Below are 20,151 nucleotides of genomic sequence, written 5' to 3'. Positions count from 1 at the left end.
GCTATGCCGTGTGGTTGCTATCAGCCGACACGCCTTCTGCGGCCGTAAGTTTCTTGCGACCGAGCACGCGAAGTACTATCGCGCGGCCAAACTTCATGAACGGATAAAGAACGTTCGCTACCGTCGGCGAACTGAAGATCAGCGCGTTCAGCTTGTTGAACCAGCCTCGGCGCGAACTCAACAGAGCCAGACGATTCACGCAATCAGCGCCGTAATAAATCCGCCCGCCCATGATCAGCGCCATGCCGTCATCAAGCGGCTTTCCTGCAGCCTCAAACTCGCGAACGAGACCCGGGACCGCTCGTGCATCAAGCAGTAACACATTGCCCAAAGTCTCGCGAAGTCGTTGAAATTTCACATAGTTTGAACAAAATGGGCATTCACCGTCATAGATCACGACCGATTTGCCTTCCCATTCAGGATGTGCCCCCAAGTCAAAGTTTGAATTCATATCTTTCTCGCCTAACTGGCTCGCGGATGACTTGGCCGTCCGTCCCGATAGATACACAACGGCTTTCGACAACGAAGAAATAGGAACGTATCTGACGAACATCAAGCTTCGCGAAATCATCAAATAGCCAAGGAGCGGACCAGATATGATGCGGATAGAGATCATAGGCGACCCGTCCGCTTTCATCGGCGAGGCGGACCACGAGCGCTTGATGCGCACGAACCATTTTGCCGAGCTGTGTTTTCTGTTCGTCTGAAAGCGCCCAATCCCGAGCTTCAGCAGAGCAATGGTCCCGCAAGGCAAACATGATAGAGGCCCGGCTGGTGGTACCCCAGGTGCCGGTCGGCAAGAAGCCATTTGTCGGGCGCGCAATTCGTTGTTGCGCAACATTAATGGACTTATTGAGGAAAAAGGCCGACGGAACCCGCAGAATCTCGCCCTTCTGATTGGCAGCCTCGAAATATGCGTCGTTTACGCCTCCAGTATCGAACCAGGCCAACTTGACGATATGGAACGATAAAAGTGGAGCCACAAGGACGATAACACATCCCAGGCTTCGAATAGCCACACTTGGCCGCTCACCCTTTTGCATTTTCCGGAATGCCAGGATGAACGCTACATTGAGAACAATCCACTTCCAGAAGAAAATTCCGGTTAGGACAAATATTCCGACATGCATCACGTCATAAAGGAACGTAAGCCATGCGCTACCACGAAGCGAAAGCAGACTGACTAGAGCGTATAGCTGGATAACGAGAACCCACGCATTCAAGGGAACGTTAAGCCAGGTGAGAAAAGGTACCAGTGTATCCCGATCGGGAAAGAGATCGAGGATCGTCAAGGCGCCTGCATCCGTCGAATGAATTGCGAGGAAGTAGGTCGGATTCTGCAAGACCCAGGTAAGTGGTGTGCTATCTGGCAGGAACAGCTTTTCCCAACCAGAATGAAAGTAGTTGGAGAGATGGATTCCCGATGCCATCATGATGCAGGCATTGAAGAATGTCTCCTTTCGAACACGCGTGACGGGCAAACGATCTTCTAAAATTCGGTAGACGGCATAGATGCTTACGGCGATCGATAGGAAGAGGGCGAGATCCGGAATAATGACGAAATCAGCGCTGTTTGGTGCGCCGAGGCCGGTTTCGAACTGTGTATGAAGTTTAGCCCAACGCGCTGCCAATGCCGGGAAGGCTATAAGTGCAGGCCACCTGAATGCGAGCATCCCGACGAAAACAGGCGCCCAGACACTGTTGAAGAGCGAGGGTAAACCGAGATCATAGGTGCGATGCATCCCGATCAGATAAAAGACACAGCATCCGTTGATCGCATAGGCGATCACTACGAATTGCGACGGGAGGTCTCTGGCTCGCAGTCGAATGGCGGGTAAGGCGACTGCGACCAATAGCACAAGGCTTTGGGGCGACAACGGAGCGCCGATTTTCCCGATGACGTTCAGGACATAAAACAATCCGAAGCAGGCTACCAAAAGCCCAAAAAGAGTGAGCGCGGGTTTATTTTCATTCGTAACGGCGGCTGCTGCGGTCATGTTCGGTCGTTCCTCGCCGAGCCTCACTTCAACGCTGGCCAGCATATCCCTGAATGGCAATACCAATGAGGATGAAAGATATCCCGACGGATTGCAGCACGGTCATACGTTCTCCGAAAAAAAATATACTGCACAAGGGTACCAAGACGAAAACCAAGGATAGGAACAGATAGCTGCTTCCCAGCGTGGAGACCTTGAGCACGTATAGCCAGACAAGTTGCCCAAGACACGACATAACAAAGCTAACAGCCACCAACGACAATACCCGAAAATGCATGAAGCCTCCGAGTTCATTGGAAGCTTGCGCCGCGAACTTCATGACGACTTGAGCAGCTGTGATCGTCACGGAAAGGCAAAGTAGGATTACAATCGACGGCATATTTAGATTCCGATTTCTTTGCGCACTACGCATGTGAGTATCACGGGTAAGCGCCGACTCAATACGTCATGACGAGATGTCCTTCTTTATTTGTGCAAACCAGCCCGGCTCTCACAAAAAATGGATCGGTGCGCATCCCAAAAGTGACAATGCCGTGCTAGGCCTCGCCGAGGAAAGCGAAGCGAGGGCGCTACTTTGTCACAAGATGCAATGCGATATCGCCCGGAAGTCGACGGCCTGCGTGCCGTCGCAGTTACCCTGGTCCTCCTCTTTCACCTCGGCTCCACTACAGTCTCCGGAGGCTTCATCGGCGTTGACGTGTTCTTTGTGATCAGCGGCTTCCTCATCACCAGCAAAATCCTGCATGACCTTGAAAAAGGACACTTTTCGATTACCGAATTCTACATCGCCCGTATTCGGCGGATTGCCCCCGCACTGCTTGCAACAATCATCGCCACCTGCGTCATCGCCGCTCTGATCTATTCACCGGCTGCTTTGAAGGAACTGGCCGAGAGCGCATTTTCGGCGATTTTGTCGGTTTCGAATATCTACTTTTGGCAGACAAGCGGTTACTTCGATGCAGCGGCAGATACCAAGGCGTTACTGCACACATGGTCACTTGGGGTGGAAGAGCAGTTTTATTTCATATGGCCGCTGCTGTTGGTTTGGCTATTTCGGCGCAAGCTAGTTCGGCCTGTTGTTTTTCTGGCCCTGATCATAGCGTCCACCGTTGCGGCCGAGATTATACTCCAAAGAGACCCTACCGCCGCATATTTTCTTTTGCCCGCACGTTTCAGCGAACTCGCCTTGGGCGGACTTATCGTGCTTGCCGGTACAAGCCAGCACGGTGCTCGGGTTCGCGAAGGCGGTTTCCTTCTGGGGCTTCTTCTCATTCTCGTCCCGGCAGTCGTATATACGCAGGAAACGAGATTTCCAGGCATAACCGCGCTTCTTCCCTGCCTCGGCGCCGGCGCTGTCATATATTTCGGCTCAAAAGCGGCCTCGGCCTCTGTTCTATCGAACCGTTTGTGCGTCTTCGTTGGGAAGATCAGCTACTCACTTTATCTCGTCCATTGGCCAGTTATCGTTATGGCCAAATACTATTTGATGCGTGATCTCAACACGGCAGAGACGATGCTGGCCGCTGGCGCCATTCTTCTGCTTTCATTCCTGAGCTATCGTTTTGTGGAGATGCCATTCCGCAGACGGGGGATGACGAGCTTCAGAATCCCAACAAGACCCTTGCTGATTGCCGTTACCGCAACCCTCGCCGTCGCGTGCCTACCTCTTACCTGGGCTGCCGTTGACGGAATGGCCTGGCGCAGCCCTCCCACGCTCCGGGAATTACGCTATATCGGCGAACCGAAGAAATTCCATTCAGCCTATTACGGCGGGCATTCCTGTAAGATTCCGAGATGCGAGACGCAGCCAGGCTCAGGAAAGGCGACCATTTATCTACTGGGAGACTCTCATGCGCGGGCGCTTGCTGAGGGACTCAAAGCAGAGATCCCTGAAATTAACTTCATCATATATGCTCCAAGCGCATGCCTTTTCGTCTCTGAAACGTACATCACGGCACGGGGCTCTGCATCTTGTGCCGAGGCAAGACGAGACGCTTTCAACGAGATAAAAAAACACCCGGCACCAGTTATCATCCACCAATCCTGGCTGGGGCACGTGGAGCTACCTGTCTACAGCAACAAGAATCCTTCCGACGTACTCGACACTCAGGGACCGGAAAAGTTTGCCCGCTTTGTCGCGGATCAAATCGATATCCTGCGGCGGGATTCAAAAACACCGGTCTTAGTTGTGGGGGCGGTCCCGATGAGCGGCATGACCGTTTCGCCAGTCGATTGCGCAACGCGACCGCTCAAAACCGATTTCGACTGCAGCCGCGGCGACCGCTCAGCTCAGTCCATCGCCTCGAAAGAAGAGTTCAACAAGAGACTGAAAGCCGCCTTGTCGGGCATTGCGCGTTTCACCGATCCCTTCGATTTTCTCTGCAACGACGGAAGCTGTATGAACTTCACCGCGGACGGAAAGCCAGTCTATTCCGACAATGGGCATCTTTCGATATGGGGCAGCAGACTTTTGATTTCCGGCATGCGTGACCGTGGATACCTGGTCATGCAAGAGCAGCCTGCCAGCTGAGCAATCAATTTAATCTAAGGATTTGAATAGATCGCCAGATCGCCAAACCTCCGCAGAGTTGGAAATGCGGGGTCAGAGAATCCAGCGATTGCGTCGACAACAACGACGTCGGCTCCGACGCTCGAGCCGAAAGCAAGCCACGCCCTTTGCTTTTCCGGTCCATCCGGCATCGAGGCTATGGCCTTGTAGGTTTCCATATTGCTCAAATTGTCGGTGAGCTTTTTATGGTTGGAATAGGCTAGCCATCCAGTGTCTTTCCAATCGAATGCAAGCTCCCGGCGCGCATAGGAACGGATCTGCAAACCAAACTCTGGTGAGAAGACCTTGCCTGGAAACGCCTCGCTGTCAGATAGTTCGGCAAGGACGCGCTGCAAGTCTGTTTCGCCTGTGGTCGGGCAAATCGGATGTGCTTTGAGCCAGCACTTTATCCCCGCCAGCACATTATCATTCTGACGATAGCGGGGGCTAAGCTGGCTTGCAGCTATCCAGACCGTAGCAAGGGTGAGGGAAACGAAAATTTGCATCGCCTTGGTCGCCCTGACGTGATGCGCGACACTCCAGAATGCGATGAGCAGCAGCATAGGTACCAAATAACGGAGACCGCGGACGAGGTCCATTTGCATCGGGGTACGGCCCATCGCGCGGGCAACTCCCGCCTCGATGACAGGAACTCCTCCAGCAAGAAATGCAATCGCCAGAGTGAAGACCAATATCATCCTGACTTTCGACCGTATCTCGCTGTCATTTCGGCGAAGAAGCAAGCAGGCCCCAATCGTTGCACAGATCGGCAGGACAAGGCGCCAGCCACCAAAGGCGCGGGTGACAGCCGCCAAAACACCGTTCACTGGATCGGTGTAGTCGCTGGAATAACGTAGTTCCCAAGCCATTCGTACGAGCTGCGGATCCGCGCCAACCGCCGCTTCCCGGATTCCTAAATAGTATTGCCAGATGTTAGGGAGAGCGAATGCCAGAAAGACGATCCCACCCAGGGCAGCGCGCAAAACGAGGAGCGGCAGCTGCTTCTTTTCGTATTGGGACGCCATCATGGCTAGGAGCATTGCAAGGGCGATCGGCGGCCCGGACGCGGGATGAAGCCACATGGCCATGCCCATCAGCAGGAACACACCCATCCAGTCCAGCACCCGCGGACGAGCTTCCAGGGCGGTAAGGATGATCAGAGGAAGGACGGCGCTGAACATTTGCCGCGCCTGAGGCTCATTGAACAACCCCCAGTAGTCCCCGCTTAAGACCGGGATCGCGACAGCGCAGCTCACCGTAAACGCTGCCGCACAAATGCTTGAGCGATAGAGCCGATACGCAAGAAAAAACCAAGAAAATAGGAACAGCGCCACCACGAGAATATTCAGTGCGCGGTACCAAGTAGAGAAGTTGCCGCTCCCCAGGGACTCAACGAGGTAGAAGAACCACACGCTTGCATTATTGTAGAATTTATAGTTTTGCGGCGAAGAAAAGAGAAAATCGCCCGCATAGATTGAAGGATCATACTGGGCGAGCGCGCGTGATATGGTTATGAGGGTGTCACTACCGAAATCCAGCACATCAACCTGCCGGAATGAGCCGGAAAAATCCGCTACGCCGACAATCAATGCAACTACGGCAGCAACGATCGAAACCGCCAGTTCTCCGCGCTGACCTGTTGCCGCCGACATTTCAACTCCCTCTCGGATCTACTTTACTCAAAACGCGCTTGGCGACTCGCCGCCAAGACAAAGGCAACAGGCTTGTTATCAGCGGAACGACGACTCCCATGTAGGCGACAGGGCCAGCGCCGATCTTGCGGCACCCCCTAAGTCCTATCTTCGCCTGCTGCCACATGGCCGTGGCGCTGTTCTTGCGAAAGGTCTCAGCCGTTTCCCTATACAGCAGGAGAACCTCAGGCAGATTATCGATTTTCATTCCGCTGGCGACCACCCGAAACCACAAATCATAGTCCTGCCGGCGGCGCAGTGTTTCATCGTATCCGGCCAGTTGCTTGATCTTATCCGCTCGGAAGACAACCGTCGGGTGGATGACCGGGTTGGTCCAAACAAGATCGGCGTTTTTGCGAACGCCCACCGGCATGCGCCTGATACGACCCGTTCGCCGCCCACTTTCATCTATGTCCTCAGAGAAAGTGCCCAGGACGTCGATTTCGGGATGCGCCTGCAAGTAATCCATCTGCCTCTGGAGACGCTGAGGCAACGCAATATCGTCGGCATCCATTCGCGCGACGAGCTGTGCGCGGGTTTGCGCAAGACCGATATTAAGCGCGCGCGCCAACCCACCATTGGCTTCACAATTCACAACCCTGATTCGCGCATCGCGTGCCGCGCAGTGCTGCAATATATCGACCGTACGATCGGTTGAGCCGTCGTTAACGACCAGTAATTCGAAATCGGTATAGGTCTGATTGAGAATGCTGTCCAAAGCAGACTGTAGATACCGCTCATCATTATATGTCGCCATCAACACACACAATTTCATACGCGACCTCTCATCAAGTTTCCAACGAGAGTCTCGTACTGGGCGAACACACGCTGCTCTGAAAAATCCTCCGACCGGGCTTTAAGCACATTCGCAGGCATGGGCGACTGCCATGCCGTCACCATCGCAGTTGATAGTGCCGGGACATCGTCGACCGGAACAAGATAGCCGTAGCGTCCATCTTCAAGAATCTCCTTCGGCCCGCTCGGGCAGTCTGTGGCTACTGGCGTCGTGCCACAACCGAGTGCCTGGATAAGCGCGTTCGGCAAGCCTTCCCATCGGCTGGCAAGAACGAATACATTCGATTGGCGAATGATAGGCAAGGGATTGGTGACATAGCCGGCAAAGTCGACCGCTGCGGAGATGCCGAGGATCGATGCCAAGGCCTGCAATTCGGCCAGGAGAGTTCCCTCCCCCATGATGATTAAACGCGCACCGGCAACGCGATGATGAACATCGGCAAAAGCCCGAAGGAGAACATCGTATCCCTTTTCGGGACCTAATCGACCGCATGCGACATAAAGGGGTCCTGCTGTCTCATGTTGAAAGCGATACGCGGCCTTTTCGACTGATCTGCCATGAAACCCTTCGTCTATGGTCGGGTTGAGCAGGACATGGACCTTTCCGCGCGGCAGGCCTAGATTTCCAACGAGATCTTGCGCTACTCCCTCCGAAGGAGCGATTACGGCATCCGCAAGCGGATACACCCACTTGGCGAGTTGGCACAGCAGACGACCCAATCCGCCGCCGCGCCTTGATCTTGCTCCGATCGTTGTGGTTTCCCTGATAACGCATAAAACACGCTTGCCAAATGCAAGCCGGGCGGCAAGCAACGTGACGACATTCGCAACAAGCAATGTGCTTAAGACTATCGCTGGCTTCGAGCGGCGAAGCCGGAGAGCCAAGGCGAATATGCAGACTGGATAAAGCAACTTGTGGCCAATCGTACCCAGTATCCCTCTTACCCGAAATGGTTTGGCTTCATTCAAAGCCTGACGTGTCGGATCAAGCAGCAAGACGTCGATAAGATTGTTGGTCGTTTCAAGATGCCGGGCAAATGCCAAGGCAATCTGTTGTGCGCCCCCTCTGGCGAGGTTGGTCACCACAACGACGGTCGAACGGTCGTTAACAGACTTAAAGGTCATGATCTTTCGGCAATAAGCGAGCGAATGAGCGTCTCCCATTCGCTCGCGATCGCTTCTATATTCAGCCTCCGGCTGACCGACGTCGCTTCCCGTCCCATGGCTTCACGCTGTTGCGGATGACAGATCATACTCTCCATTGCTTCGGCAAGTTTTTCCACGTTATCGGCCTCGACAAGAAGACCATTCTTACCATGGTCAATTAGTTCGCCGGGGCCGAAGGGACAGTCGAAGCTGATGCAGGGCAACCCCATGCTCATTGCCTCTACAAGTGCATTGGGAAATCCCTCATGCCTTGAAGACAGGACGAACATGCCAGCGGACTTGAGACACGTCTCCGGCGTCCGTGTGAAGCCTTCCAGAGTGATCCTGTCACCGTACGGGCTTTGCGCAATCTGTCGTTCAAGGTCCGGACGATAATCACCTTCACCATAGATGCGCAGACGCCAATCCGGGTAGGTTCCTGCAATCCTGTTGAACGCGTCGATCAGCATGTCATGACCCTTGACCTGGTTTAGTCGACCGAGGGTCACAATCGTCTTTTCGGCAACCCGATCGGTAACCGTCGCCGGCAATCGGATAGCGGGGTTGTAAATGACCGCTTTCTTTTGGTCATCGAGCCACGGATAAGCTTGTCTCACGCCTTCGCTCACGAAAACGACCTTATCCGCAAATGGGTAGATCAGTCGGCGAATGCGCGCGCCCCGAGCGTTTATCTTCTGCTTGTCCGGGTTGGTCCGCTCCGAAATGATGAACGGCATGGAGAAGAACGGCTTTACAGCGAGGGCGCGGAAATTTATGCCCGTCACGAAACTGATGACGACATCAGGCTTGAATTCCCGGATTACCTTTCCAGTAGCATAAATGGTCTTGAAGTATTTTATGTAGCGCTGATGCCGGCGGCGAACTGAATACCCGAGATCGAATGCTACTCTGGCAATCTCCGGTTCCAGCTTATAAAAGTCGCTTGCTTCTTCACGAACTGTCGCAACACAGATCTGAAAGCCCTTTTGGCTCCAATAATTTGCCAACCGGCTGACCACGCGCTCTGCCCCGCCCATGCGCAAAGAACCGACCAAGAACAGGATTCGCATTACCACTCCGTTATTCGTTCGGACCACAATAGAACGGCCGTGTAACGCCTCGGCGAACGATCGTTAGCGCTCCCAGTCGACACATGCGCGGGCCTTCCTCAATCCACCTGCTTGGACGAACCGGACAAATCTATAAGTTCATCTGCTGCCGACAGCGACTCCAGCCGATGAGCAATCATGATTACAGTCTTGCTGTGACCAATATTGTTGATTGCAGCCATGACCTCCCTCTCCGTGTCCATATCAAGCGCACTCGTGGCCTCATCCAAAACAAGCACAGGACGGTCAAGGTAAAGTGCCCGAGCAATTCCCACACGCTGCCTTTGCCCCCCAGACAAGCGCACGCCATTCTCACCTAGCAGTGTATCCAGCCCCTCTGGAAGATCGTTCTCTACGAATTCCTGCAGGGCCGTTAACCTTATGGCCTCCTGCAATCGTTTCTCATCAATCTGACTATCGGGTACGCCGAATGCGATATTCCTCCGGATGGAATCGTCGGAAAGATAGATGTGCTGGCTGACATAAGCGACGTTCTTCTGCCACGCCCTTACGTTTTCCGGCCCCAGCTTAACTCCGTCGATGAAGATTTCCCCTCCCGTCGGCTGCAACAAGCCGATCAGCACGTCCACAAGAGTTGTCTTTCCCGCGCCACTTTTCCCGACGATGCCGACAATCGAGTTGGCACGGATTGTCAGGTTAAAATCTCGAAAAACGGGGCGTAGCGCCCCGTTATAAGAGAAGCTTGCGTTCTTAAGCACAATACTGTGTTCGAACGGCAGGCGGGGTTGGCGATCATCGACCGGATGCCTTCCGGAAGTTGGCAGCGTCGCATGTAATTCTTGGTGTATGCGCGTCAGCACTATGCTGTTGAAGCGAATCTTGGTGACAGACGAGAAAATGGCCTGGAAGTTCGGCATCAGGCGATATCCCGCCACGGCGTAAAGCGTGACAATGGGGAGCGTTCCCTGCAAGTCGCTGGTTTGCGAAAGCTTATACAGGACAACGAACAGCAGGCCTCCGAAGGCAAAACTTTCAAGGGCGTATCGCGGCAACTCAGCTGCCATCACGGCCAAGGCATTCGCACGGATCTGGTCCCGCGAAGGTCGCTCGAAGAGCTTCACATATAGACTTTCCTGCCCGGTAAGTTTTACATTCTTGATTCCCTGCAATGCTTCATTGACAATCTTGTGCCGGATCGTCTGGGCGTTAGAACGAAGCATTCCGATGCGTGACAACCATCTGCGAATGAAGATGTAAACGAGGGCATAGGCTCCGCCAAGCACCAGCACTGTCGCGATGGCCAGGATCGGGTCAGCAATGAAGATCAGCCCGATAACCGCGATGCAGATAAGTGAGCGCGACAGCACATCCAGAACCGGGATGAGGTAGCTGCTGATCAGAATCTGGACTTCACCAAGGACGAGTTTCCTCAATTCAGAGGAATTGCGCTCAATGAAGAAAATATACGGCTGATTCAGGTACTGCTCGAATAGCAGGATAGAAATGCTGTGTCCCCAGCGTCCAGAAAATCTGTTGCTGGCCCAACTGCTGACGGCCTTCGCGGCATTTCCCAACATTAGCAAAGCAAATGTCAGAATCCCCAAAAATATCAGGAAGCTTCTTGAGGAAGAAAATCCTAATATGTCATAGACGCCTTTGATAATCTTGTTGGTCGTTATCGTGTCCGGGGACGACAGAACGGCCATGAAGGGCAATATCGATGCGACGCCTACCAGCTCAAACATTGCCACGAAGGTCGTCAATGCAAAAAGTACAGCAGCCTGAAGCCTTTGCCGCTTTGTCAGCAGGCTGTAAATCTTGTGCATTTGCCCAAACATGAGAAGCTCAGTTGATATTATGGTATTGTTTGAACCAAGAAACGAACTTCGGAATGCCTTCGTCGATACTGGTCGTCGGCCGATAGCCGACAGCCTCGGTTGTCTCGGTCACATCGGCGTACGTCGCTTCAATGTCTCCAGGCTGCATCGGCAAGTACTCGATATCTGCCTTGCGCCCCATTTCCCGTTCAATGATCGCAATAAAGTCCATGAGGTCTTCACTTCGCGTATTGCCGATATTGAACACCCGGGCTGGAGGATCGACCTTTCCAGGATCAGGGGGGGTGTCCAGGCAGGCAACGATGCCGGTAACGATGTCGTCGATGAATGTAAAATCGCGCTTCATCTGCCCCCCGTTAAAAACGGGCAACTTCTTACCTTCGGCGATTGCCTTGGCAAAAATGAAAAGTGCCATATCGGGTCGGCCCCAAGGGCCGTAGACAGTGAAAAAGCGCAAGCCGGTCTGCTTCAGGCCGAATAAATGACTGTAGCAATGGCTCATCAACTCGTCTGAGCGCTTCGTCGCCGCATAAAGCGAAATTGGGCGGTTAACGTCGTGCTGGACGGAGTAAGGCAATTCCTTATTCCCCCCATACACGGAACTTGAACTCGCATAGACAAGATGCTCGAAGCCTTCAGTATGCCTGCACATCTCGAGTACCGTGACATGGCCCATGCAGTTGCTTGTGATATAGCTATAGGGATTCTCAAGGGAATAGCGCACTCCTGCCTGCGCTGCGAGATGAATAACGCGCTTGAACGGTCCCTGCTCGCTCCAGACTTTTTCCATCGCCGCCTTGTCCGAGATATCGCCACGGACGAATGTGAATTTCTCGAACTTCGCAAGTTCCGCCAGCCGCGCATACTTGAGCGTCGGGTCGTAGTAGTCGTTGACAACATCATAACCGACTACAATCTCACCGCGTTCAAGCAAGCGAAGCGCGGTATGAAAGCCGATGAAGCCTGCAGCTCCCGTTACAAAAACCTTGTTCATCAGAGGCTCCAGTTCAGGCGGTTCGAGGCGTCGAGAATCTGTTTGTCGAGAACCGATTTGATATCGATGATGACACCACCCTCTGCGACCTTGGCAATGTAGGAGTTGAAATCCCTAACGTAGCTTTCGTGCGGAACCGCAAGGATCAATCCATCCAATTGATCGAACTGAGCGAGAGGCTTCAATGAAACATCGTACTCTTCAAGGGCCTCTTCGGCGGAGGCCAGCGGGTCGTGCACAATGGGCTCGATGCCGAACTGCCGCAATTCCTTGATGATATCTGGCACACGGCTATTCCGTAGGTCAGGAACATTCTCCTTGAAAGTGAGCCCCAGAATACCAATTCGAGCACCATTCAGTGGGCGCTTTCCGGCGACCAGCATCTTGATCATTTTCTGGGCCACAAAAGCGCCCATGCCGTCATTGATACGTCGTCCCGACAGAATGACTTGTGGGTGGTATCCCAGCGACTCGGCCTTCGCGGTCAGATAATAGGGATCGACCCCGATACAGTGCCCACCGACAAGACCAGGAGTGAACGGCAAGAAATTCCATTTGGTACCGGCGGCGGCCAGGACTTCGCTGGTCCGGATGTTCATGCGCTCGAAGATGATCGCTAGCTCGTTCATGAGCGCGATGTTCAGGTCGCGCTGGGTATTTTCAATGACCTTCGCGGCTTCGGCCACTTTGATCGACGAGGCTTTGTAGATGCCGGCATCGACGACCGCTTCGTAAACAGCGGCAATCTCATCCAAGCTCTCCGCGGTGTCTCCCGACACGACCTTCGTGATCGTCTTGAAAGTGTGCTTCTTGTCACCGGGATTAATACGCTCTGGCGAGTAGCCGAGATTGAAGTCCACACCTTGTCGGAGCCCCGAAATCTCGGAAAGAATCGGACCACAGACATCCTCGGTCGCGCCTGGGAACACGGTCGATTCGAAAACGACGATATCGCCGGCCTTGAGCACCGAAGCCACCGTCTTGGACGCTGCAATGAGGGGAGCGAGGTCCGGTTGGCGATTGTCGTCAATGGGCGTGGGAACCGCGACGATATAGAAGTCACAATCCTTCACGTCGGCAATTTCATACGTCAGTTGCAGAGATGACCTTTTGAGTACCGCACCGTCGACTTCACCGGTCACATCCTCGCCCACTTTGAGGGCCTCGATGCGGGACTTCTTGACGTCAAATCCCACGACGAAGGGAAACTTCTCTGCTAGCGCCACAGCGACCGGCAAACCGACATATCCGAGACCGATAACGGCAATCTTTCGGGCCACCATGTCATCCTCATATTTTCTGCCACCAGACCTTGCGTGCACCTAAACGATATCGTCAAAGAAAGCTAGCTTGCCGTCGGATGAATGGCCCTGTTGCAAGCCCTTTCCGCTCGATACCAAAAACCTTTCAGTTCGGCGAGATTGCCAACGGCATGGCCCCTGCCCAGCCGGCACAAACCGCTGGAAATCTGGTTTCGCCTGACAAATGAGAAATGGCTGGGGCGCCAGGATTCGAACCTGGGAATGCCGGTACCAAAAACCGGTGCCTTACCGCTTGGCGACGCCCCAACTTGCGGGAGCCTGATAGCAAAGCGGGGGGGCGTGGACAATGCTTATGTTCGGCTTTTCTGCGATTATCTTGTGCCGAGCCGCGGCTCTGCGGGCTTGGTGCTTGGCAAGGGCGGGTGGCGGGCGGTAGGATTTGTGCCGGCCCCGCCTGCACGGCTTTGCGCGCGAGCGCGCCCGTGCATTTCCGTCCCCGCATCCAATCCCGCAAGGAGCCCTCATGTCCCAGTTCCGCGCCCGTCCGCCGGCCGTTCCCACCGTTCTCCTCGATGATGCGATGGTGCGTATCACGCGGTGGGATTTCGAGCCGGGTGCGGATACCGGCCATCACGTCCATGGCCTCGGCTATGTCGTCGTGCCGATGACGGATTGCGACTTCCTGATCGAGGACGAGGCGGGCGCGCGGCGCGTGCCGACAAAGGCCGGCGCCGTCTATCGCCGCGAGGCGGGCGTGGCGCACAATGTCGTCAATGGCGGCGACACGCCGATGAGCTTCATCGAGATCGAGTACAAGTGATACCTGCCGTGCGTGACGACAAGGACGAGAGCCCGCATTTCGAGCGTGATTTCAGGCCAGCCTATGGCGATGCCGTTGCGGTGGCGCCGGGCGTGCAGCGTATCACCGTCAACAATCCGAGCCCCTTCACCTTCCACGGCACCAACAGCTATATCGTCGGCAACCGCTCCGTGGCGGTGGTCGATCCCGGGCCGGAGGACGAGGCGCATTTCCGGGCGCTCATGGCCGCACTTGCCGGGCGTGAGGTCACGCATATCGCCGTCAGCCATACGCATCGCGATCATTCGCCGCTTGCCCGCCGCCTGAAGGCCGAGACGGGCGCCGTCATCGTCGCGGAGGGGCCGCATCGCGCCGCGCGGCCGCTGCATGCCGGCGAGAGCAATCCCTTCGCCGAAAGCGCCGACATCGATTTCGTGCCCGACATCGCGCTGGCGCATGGCGAGCGGGTGGAAGGCGACGGCTGGGCGCTGACGGCGCTTCTGACCCCCGGCCACACGGCCAACCACGCGGCCTTCGCGCTGGACGGGCCCGACGGCATCGTCTTCTCGGCCGACCACGTCATGGCCTGGGCGACCTCCATCGTCGCGCCGCCGGATGGCGCCATGGCGGATTACATGGCCTCGCTCGAGCGGCTGCTGGAGCGGGACGACCGGCTCTATCTTCCCGGCCATGGCGGACCGGTGACGGAACCGGCGGCGTTCCTGCGCGGCCTGCGGACCCACCGGCGCATGCGCGAGCGGGCGGTGCGCGAGCGCATCCGTGCGGGCGACCGGCTGATTGCGGACATGGTGAAGGTCATCTACCGCGAGACGGATCCGCGCCTGCATGGCGCAGCCGCGCTCTCGGTGCTGGCGCATCTGGAGGATCTCGTCGCCCGCGGCGAGGTGGTGACGGACGGCGCGCCCTCGCTTTCGGGCCTCTATTTCCCGGCGCCGGGCCTCTGATCAGTCGCCGGGATCAGTCGCCGGCGATGCCGAGCAACTCGGCGTCGAGCGCCTTCAGATAGCCCTCCACCACGTCCGCGCCGATGCCGAGGTCGTGGCCGCCGGTGCGCGAGGCCGCGCGCATGTCGACCAGCGTGGTTTCGGCTTCCTCGCGCAGGCGGATGACGACATCGAAGCGCAGGCCGAAGACCAGGCTGCGCCATTCCCCCTGCACCAGCACATCGCCCGAGCTGCCGGCATGCGGCGTCAGCGGCGTTTCCAGCGGGCGCGCCTCGGGGATCGGCACCTCGCCCAGCGCCTCGGCCCCCTGCCCCGCCTTTGCGGGATCGACGGCCAGATCCTCCAGATCGGTCAGGATGTTGTCGATCCCGTCTTCCGCGACGATCCTGATGCCGTAGGCGTCGGACACCTTGCGCACACCCTGATAGACGCGATCGAGCGCGCCTTCGTAGCGCCGGCCGGACAGGGCGGGATAGGCATCGAGCTGCAATTGCCGGTCCTGCGGCGTGATCGTGTGGGCGCGGGCCGGCCAGCCCTTGTCCGCGGCCGGCTCGATTATCCACGGCGGCGGCGCGTTCGTATCGGTCGTGACATCGTAGAGGGCGGGCTTGTAGATGTAGGAATAGACGGCGGCGGCCGCGACACCGAGCGGCAGGAGCGCGAAGAACAGCGCCGTGAGCGAGGCCTTGCCGCCGCGCGCGCCGACATGCCAGAGCCGGGCAAGCCCGACAGCCGCCATCAGGACCGCGAGGGCCGCCACGCCGCAGGCGAAGGAGGCAAGCACCAGGAAATGCGGCGTCGTCAGCGGGCCGAAGCGGTGTGCCGCGACAACGACGACAAACAGCGCGCAGGAAAACAGCGACAGGCGGCGCGCCCACTGCGCGGCGTAGGAAACGGGCCGTTCGTACTGGATCGTGATCGCCATGGCCTCACCGAATGCCGATGCGCGCCGGTGAAACTCGTCCACCGCAAGCGCCTCTTCCTGTTTCACGCCGTTCCGGATGCGAGAGGGCCGCGCGCCGGAACGGGATAGGCCGGCGGAAAGCCCGCGGCTCCCCTTCCCTAGCGCAGGGAGGCGCATTTTTCCATCCGCCAGATAAGCGGGATCAGATGTTGTCCTGCGGCAACAGATGGCAGGAAAACGCGCCTGCCGCAAAATTGCCACGCTCCTTAACGAACTTTCCCGGGACGGGGGTAGTTCATCTTTACGCGATTCCGGGTGCAGGCCGCTTTCATTCTTGCCGGGTCGCCTCAGGAGAAAGACAATGTTGCCGACGCCGACAGCCGCCGACACCACAACCGCCGCCACGAACGGCGAGACCGCCCTCCCGCTCGAACTTCTGGAACTGGAGCTTTCCCTCGACGGCTTTTCCGGCGATGCGGATGCGTTCGCCGATGCCGTGCGAACCGCCGCCAGCCAGCTCGATGGCGATTTCCTGTTCGAACTGCCGGCATCCGGCCTCGCGGATGATTGCCAGCGCATCGCCGCGCTGCGCGTGCCCAAGGGCGAGAACGGCGCACTGGAAGTGGTTTTTGCCCTGCTCGACGCGGAGGCATCGTCGATTCGCGTGGAAAACCCCGATGAAAACACGGCCGGCCTCAAGCGCTTCGCCGATGCCTTCATCGGTGTGCTGGAACGGATCTAGAGCATTGGCCTATGCCGAAGCGGCCCCGCTTCGGCTGGAAATGCGCCTGGTCTTGCCGAAACGGCGGCGCTCGCCTAAGTCAAGCCAGCAACTGATCGCCGGAGCCAGAGCATGTCACCGATATCATCCCGCCTGATCGCCCTCGCCACGGTGATGCTTGTGCTGGCCGGCTGCCAGACGGCCGAGGAAATTCGCGCTTCCGACGAAAACCGCTGCGTCTCCTATGGCTTCCGGCCGCGCACGGATGCGTTCGCGGCCTGCCTGCAACGCATCGATCTCGACCGGCGGGCGGAACTGCGCGCGGCGAGCCGCGAGGCGCTGTTCATGTCGCAGCCGGTCTATGTCGTGCGGACCTATCGCCGCTGATCTTCAAGCCTTGCCGTTGGTGAACGCCGCCTGGGCAGCCGCAAGCCGCGCGATCGGCACGCGGAAGGGTGAGCACGACACGTAATCCAGCCCCGCATCCTCGCAGAAATGGATCGACGCCGGGTCGCCGCCATGCTCGCCGCAGATACCGAGCTTGAGGTCGTTGCGCGTGCGCCGGCCGCGTTCGGCGGCAATGCGGATCAGTTCGCCCACACCGTCGAAATCGAGCTGCACGAACGGGTCCTGCTCGACGATACCCTTCTGGATGTAGGTCGAGAGGAAGGCGGAAGCGTCGTCACGCGAGATGCCGAAGGTGGTCTGCGTCAGGTCATTGGTGCCGAAGGAGAAGAACTCCGCGGATTCGGCGATGACATGGGCCCGCAACGCCGCGCGCGGCAGCTCGATCATCGTGCCCACGAGATAATCGATCGTCACGCCGCTCTCGGCGATGACCGCCCTGGCGACGGCCTCGATGCGGCCCTTCACATAATCGAGCTCGGCCTTCAGTCCGACAAGCGGCACCATGATTTCCGGCACCACGGCCGCGCCGGTCTTCTTCGCCGCTTCCACGGCGGCCTCGAAAATGGCGCGCGCCTGCATCTCGGCGATCTCGGGATAGGAGATCGCAAGGCGGCAGCCACGGTGGCCGAGCATGGGGTTGAACTCGTGCAGCGTATCGACGCGGCGGCGCAGCACCGCCTCCTCGATGGACAGGGCCGTGGCGACCTCGGCAATCTCCTCGTCGCTCTTCGGCAGGAACTCGTGCAGCGGCGGATCGAGCATGCGGATGGTCACGGGCAGGCCGTGCATGATCTCGAACAGCTCGGCAAAGTCGGAGCGCTGCATCGGCAGGAGCTTTTCCAGCGAGGCACGGCGGCCGGCTTCGTCCTCCGCAAGGATCATCTCGCGCATCACGTTGATGCGGCTGCCCTCGAAGAACATGTGCTCGGTGCGGCAAAGGCCGATGCCCTCGGCACCGAAGGAGCGCGCGGCGCGCGCGTCTGCCGGCGTCTCCGCATTGGTGCGCACCTTCATGCGGCGCGTGCGGTCGGCCCACTCCATGAGGCGGCCGAAATCGCCCGAGAGTTCCGGCTGGAGCATGGGGATCGCGCCCTTCAGCACCTGGCCGGACGAGCCGTCGATGGTGATGACGTCCCCCTTGCGCAGCGTCACGCCATGGGCGACGAGCAGTTCGTTGCGCAGGTCGACGCGCAGCGTGCCGGCGCCGGAGACGCAGGGCGTGCCCATGCCGCGCGCGACGACCGCCGCATGGCTGGTCATGCCGCCGCGTGTCGTGAGGATGCCCTGCGCGGCATGCATGCCGTGAATGTCTTCCGGGCTCGTCTCGACGCGCACGAGGATGACCTTGCGTCCCTCGTCCTGCGCCTTCACCGCGTCTTCCGAGGTGAAGACGATCTCGCCGGTCGCAGCCCCCGGCGAGGCCGGCAGGCCGGAGCCGATGACGTCTCGGCGGGCGCGCGGATCGATGGTCGGGTGCAGAAGCTGGTCCAATGACGCGGGATCGATGCGGCTGACGGCTTCGCCCTGGCTGATCAGCCCCTCCGTCGCCATGTCGACGGAAATCTTCAGGGCGGCCTTGGCGGTGCGCTTGCCGGCACGGGTCTGCAGCATCCAGAGCTTGCCGCGCTCGATGGTGAATTCGAGGTCCTGCATGTCGCGGTAGTGCCGCTCCAGCTTGTCGCAGATGGCGCGGAACTCGCCGAACGCCTCCGGCATGAGCTTTTCCAGCGACGGCCGGTCGGAGCCCGACGCGATGCGCGCTTCCTCGGTGATGTTCTGCGGCGTGCGGATGCCCGCGACGACATCCTCGCCTTGCGCGTTGACGAGGAATTCGCCATAGAGCGCATTTTCGCCCGTCGAGGGATTGCGCGTGAAGGCAACGCCCGTCGCGGAGGAATTGCCGAGATTGCCGAACACCATGGCCTGCACATTGACGGCCGTGCCCCAGACGGCGGGGATATTGTGCAGCGTGCGGTAGGTGACGGCGCGCGCGTTCATCCAGCTCGCGAAGACGGCGCCGATGGCACGCCAAAGCTGGATCTCCGGGGCCTGCGGAAAGTCCTCGCCCAGTTCCTCGCGGATGGCCTCCTTGTAGCGGGCGACGACCTCCTGCCATTCTCCGGCCGAAAGCTCGGTGTCGTGCTCGTGGCCGAGCCGGCCCTTCTCGTCCTCCAGGATTTCGACGAAGACCTCGTGATCGAGGCCCATGACGACGTCACCATACATCTGGATGAAGCGCCGGTAGCTGTCCCAGGCAAAACGCGCATCGCCGGCATCCTGGCCCAGTCCCTCGACCGTCGCGTCGTTGAGGCCGAGATTGAGAACGGTGTCCATCATGCCGGGCATGGAGGCCCGCGAGCCGGAACGGACCGAAAGCAGCAGCGGTTTTTGCGTGTCGCCGAAGACGCGGCCGGTAATGGCCTCCATCCGGCGCAGGCCGGCGCGGACCTGATCCTTCAGGCCTTCAGGCAGCGTGCGGCCATTCTCGTAATAGTGGTTGCAGGCATCGGTGACGATGGTGAGGCCGGGCGGCACCGGCAGGCCGAGATTGCACATTTCGGCCAGGTTCGCGCCCTTGCCGCCGAGCAGGTTGCGATCTTCCGCACTGCCTTCGGCACGGCCATCCCCAAAGGTATAGACCCACTTCTCCATCAACGCCTCCCACATGCGCGTCCGCAATCTACAGGAAGTGCATCCCTTTGAAAACGCGGCAGGATAGGAATTATGCTGCACTGCGTCAAAAATGCGACGGCAATGCAATATAGCGTTGACGAAGACGGGAAAAGGCGTGACACGGCATCATGGGTCACGCGCCGGCGTCAATTGCCCTCGATCGAAAGCCCCTGGTCGTTGAGCTTGATCTCCACCCCGTCCGGCTTCTTTTCCTGCTGATAGGCATAGTAAGCGAACCCGGCCACCACGACGATAAGGGCGCCGATGATCATGTAGAGTGCGTTTCTGTTCACGTGTGATCCCCAATTGCGTATGCGCTGCAAATCGGCAGGCGGCTTTA

General features: G+C 57.9%; 18 protein-coding genes and 1 tRNA gene. 5 read left to right on the top strand and 14 right to left on the bottom strand.

From position 1 onward, the window contains the following. Window position 1 precedes the first annotated feature (1 nt). From GR158_RS08870 to GR158_RS08860, 3 genes are read right to left on the bottom strand one after another with little or no spacing between them, the layout of a single operon-like run. Window positions 2-451, bottom strand: coding sequence for a DUF393 domain-containing protein (locus GR158_RS08870; protein ID WP_160870795.1), 450 nt, complete (start codon window positions 449-451; stop codon window positions 2-4). After that, complete coding sequence (locus GR158_RS08865; RefSeq protein WP_160870794.1) at window positions 435-1,997, bottom strand: hypothetical protein; 1,563 nt, start codon at window positions 1,995-1,997, stop codon at window positions 435-437. Before GR158_RS08865 ends, GR158_RS08870 begins: the two co-directional genes overlap by 17 nt. 28 nt (window positions 1,998-2,025) lie before the next feature. Beyond that, entirely contained in the window at window positions 2,026-2,376 is a 351-nt protein-coding gene (locus GR158_RS08860) for an EamA family transporter (protein WP_160870793.1), read from the bottom strand. 195 nt (window positions 2,377-2,571) lie between these two features. Between GR158_RS08860 and GR158_RS08855 the strand changes: the two genes are divergently transcribed. After that, complete coding sequence (locus tag GR158_RS08855) at window positions 2,572-4,527, top strand: acyltransferase family protein (protein ID WP_160870792.1); 1,956 nt, start codon at window positions 2,572-2,574, stop codon at window positions 4,525-4,527. Window positions 4,528-4,541: 14 nt separating this feature from the next. On the opposite strand, the gene GR158_RS08850 is transcribed toward GR158_RS08855, so the two are convergent. The 8 genes from GR158_RS08850 to GR158_RS08815 all read right to left on the bottom strand — a co-directional run bounded on the left by GR158_RS08850 (window position 4,542) and on the right by GR158_RS08815 (window position 13,647). Next, window positions 4,542-6,197 (bottom strand): hypothetical protein, encoded by a 1,656-nt coding sequence (locus GR158_RS08850; protein ID WP_160870791.1) that lies wholly within the window; start codon window positions 6,195-6,197, stop codon window positions 4,542-4,544. A 1-nt stretch (window position 6,198) separates the two neighbouring features. Next, on the bottom strand, window positions 6,199-7,011 hold the full coding sequence (locus GR158_RS08845; RefSeq protein WP_160870790.1) for a glycosyltransferase: 813 nt from the start codon (window positions 7,009-7,011) through the stop codon (window positions 6,199-6,201). Continuing rightward, on the bottom strand, window positions 7,008-8,156 hold the full coding sequence (locus tag GR158_RS08840; RefSeq protein ID WP_160870789.1) for a glycosyltransferase: 1,149 nt from the start codon (window positions 8,154-8,156) through the stop codon (window positions 7,008-7,010). The genes GR158_RS08845 and GR158_RS08840 overlap by 4 nt, the downstream gene beginning before the upstream one ends. Continuing rightward, a complete protein-coding gene (locus GR158_RS08835) occupies window positions 8,153-9,247 on the bottom strand; it encodes a glycosyltransferase family 4 protein (protein WP_160870788.1) in 1,095 nt (364 codons plus the stop codon). The genes GR158_RS08840 and GR158_RS08835 overlap by 4 nt, the downstream gene beginning before the upstream one ends. Before the next feature lie 98 nt (window positions 9,248-9,345). Beyond that, complete coding sequence (locus GR158_RS08830; RefSeq protein WP_160870787.1) at window positions 9,346-11,073, bottom strand: ABC transporter ATP-binding protein; 1,728 nt, start codon at window positions 11,071-11,073, stop codon at window positions 9,346-9,348. Between the two features lie 19 nt (window positions 11,074-11,092). After that, the gene (locus GR158_RS08825; RefSeq protein WP_134648845.1) at window positions 11,093-12,079 is read right to left on the bottom strand and encodes an NAD-dependent epimerase/dehydratase family protein; all 987 of its coding nucleotides are present in this window, start codon (window positions 12,077-12,079) and stop codon (window positions 11,093-11,095) included. Continuing rightward, window positions 12,079-13,362, bottom strand: a complete 1,284-nt coding sequence (locus GR158_RS08820) for a nucleotide sugar dehydrogenase (RefSeq protein WP_134648846.1) — start codon at window positions 13,360-13,362, stop codon at window positions 12,079-12,081. The genes GR158_RS08825 and GR158_RS08820 overlap by 1 nt, the downstream gene beginning before the upstream one ends. Before the next feature lie 210 nt (window positions 13,363-13,572). After that, a tRNA-Gln gene (locus GR158_RS08815) sits at window positions 13,573-13,647 on the bottom strand. A gap of 217 nt (window positions 13,648-13,864) precedes the next feature. Here GR158_RS08815 and GR158_RS25305 point away from each other — a divergent pair. Together GR158_RS25305 and GR158_RS08805 are read left to right on the top strand one after the other, a co-directional pair. Then, a complete protein-coding gene (locus tag GR158_RS25305; RefSeq protein ID WP_160870786.1) occupies window positions 13,865-14,161 on the top strand; it encodes a cupin domain-containing protein in 297 nt (98 codons plus the stop codon). Between the two features lie 8 nt (window positions 14,162-14,169). Continuing rightward, a complete protein-coding gene (locus GR158_RS08805; protein WP_160870785.1) occupies window positions 14,170-15,105 on the top strand; it encodes an MBL fold metallo-hydrolase in 936 nt (311 codons plus the stop codon). Between the two features lie 13 nt (window positions 15,106-15,118). On the opposite strand, the gene GR158_RS08800 is transcribed toward GR158_RS08805, so the two are convergent. Next, window positions 15,119-16,024, bottom strand: coding sequence for a DUF1499 domain-containing protein (locus tag GR158_RS08800; protein ID WP_160870958.1), 906 nt, complete (start codon window positions 16,022-16,024; stop codon window positions 15,119-15,121). Window positions 16,025-16,370: 346 nt separating this feature from the next. Here GR158_RS08800 and GR158_RS08795 point away from each other — a divergent pair, with 346 nt between their 5' ends. Continuing rightward, window positions 16,371-16,751 (top strand): hypothetical protein, encoded by a 381-nt coding sequence (locus GR158_RS08795; protein ID WP_134648849.1) that lies wholly within the window; start codon window positions 16,371-16,373, stop codon window positions 16,749-16,751. A gap of 111 nt (window positions 16,752-16,862) precedes the next feature. Continuing rightward, window positions 16,863-17,117, top strand: a complete 255-nt coding sequence (locus tag GR158_RS08790) for a hypothetical protein (RefSeq protein WP_160870784.1) — start codon at window positions 16,863-16,865, stop codon at window positions 17,115-17,117. A gap of 3 nt (window positions 17,118-17,120) precedes the next feature. Here the strand turns inward: GR158_RS08790 and ppdK are convergent, their stop codons facing one another. Both ppdK and GR158_RS25085 read right to left on the bottom strand, forming a co-directional pair. Continuing rightward, entirely contained in the window at window positions 17,121-19,790 is a 2,670-nt protein-coding gene (gene ppdK, locus GR158_RS08785) for a pyruvate, phosphate dikinase (protein WP_160870783.1), read from the bottom strand. A 167-nt stretch (window positions 19,791-19,957) separates the two neighbouring features. Further along, window positions 19,958-20,104 carry a hypothetical protein gene (locus GR158_RS25085; RefSeq protein WP_167718995.1) on the bottom strand — a complete coding sequence of 49 codons (147 nt, stop codon included), beginning with the start codon at window positions 20,102-20,104 and terminating at the stop codon, window positions 19,958-19,960. Window positions 20,105-20,151 lie beyond the last annotated feature (47 nt).

Origin of the sequence: Shinella sp. AETb1-6 (assembly GCF_009826875.1) — a bacterium.
GTDB lineage: Bacteria > Pseudomonadota > Alphaproteobacteria > Rhizobiales > Rhizobiaceae > Shinella > Shinella sumterensis.
The sequence above is the reverse complement of the archived record's forward strand: the minus strand, read 5'-3'. Positions and strand labels throughout refer to the sequence as shown.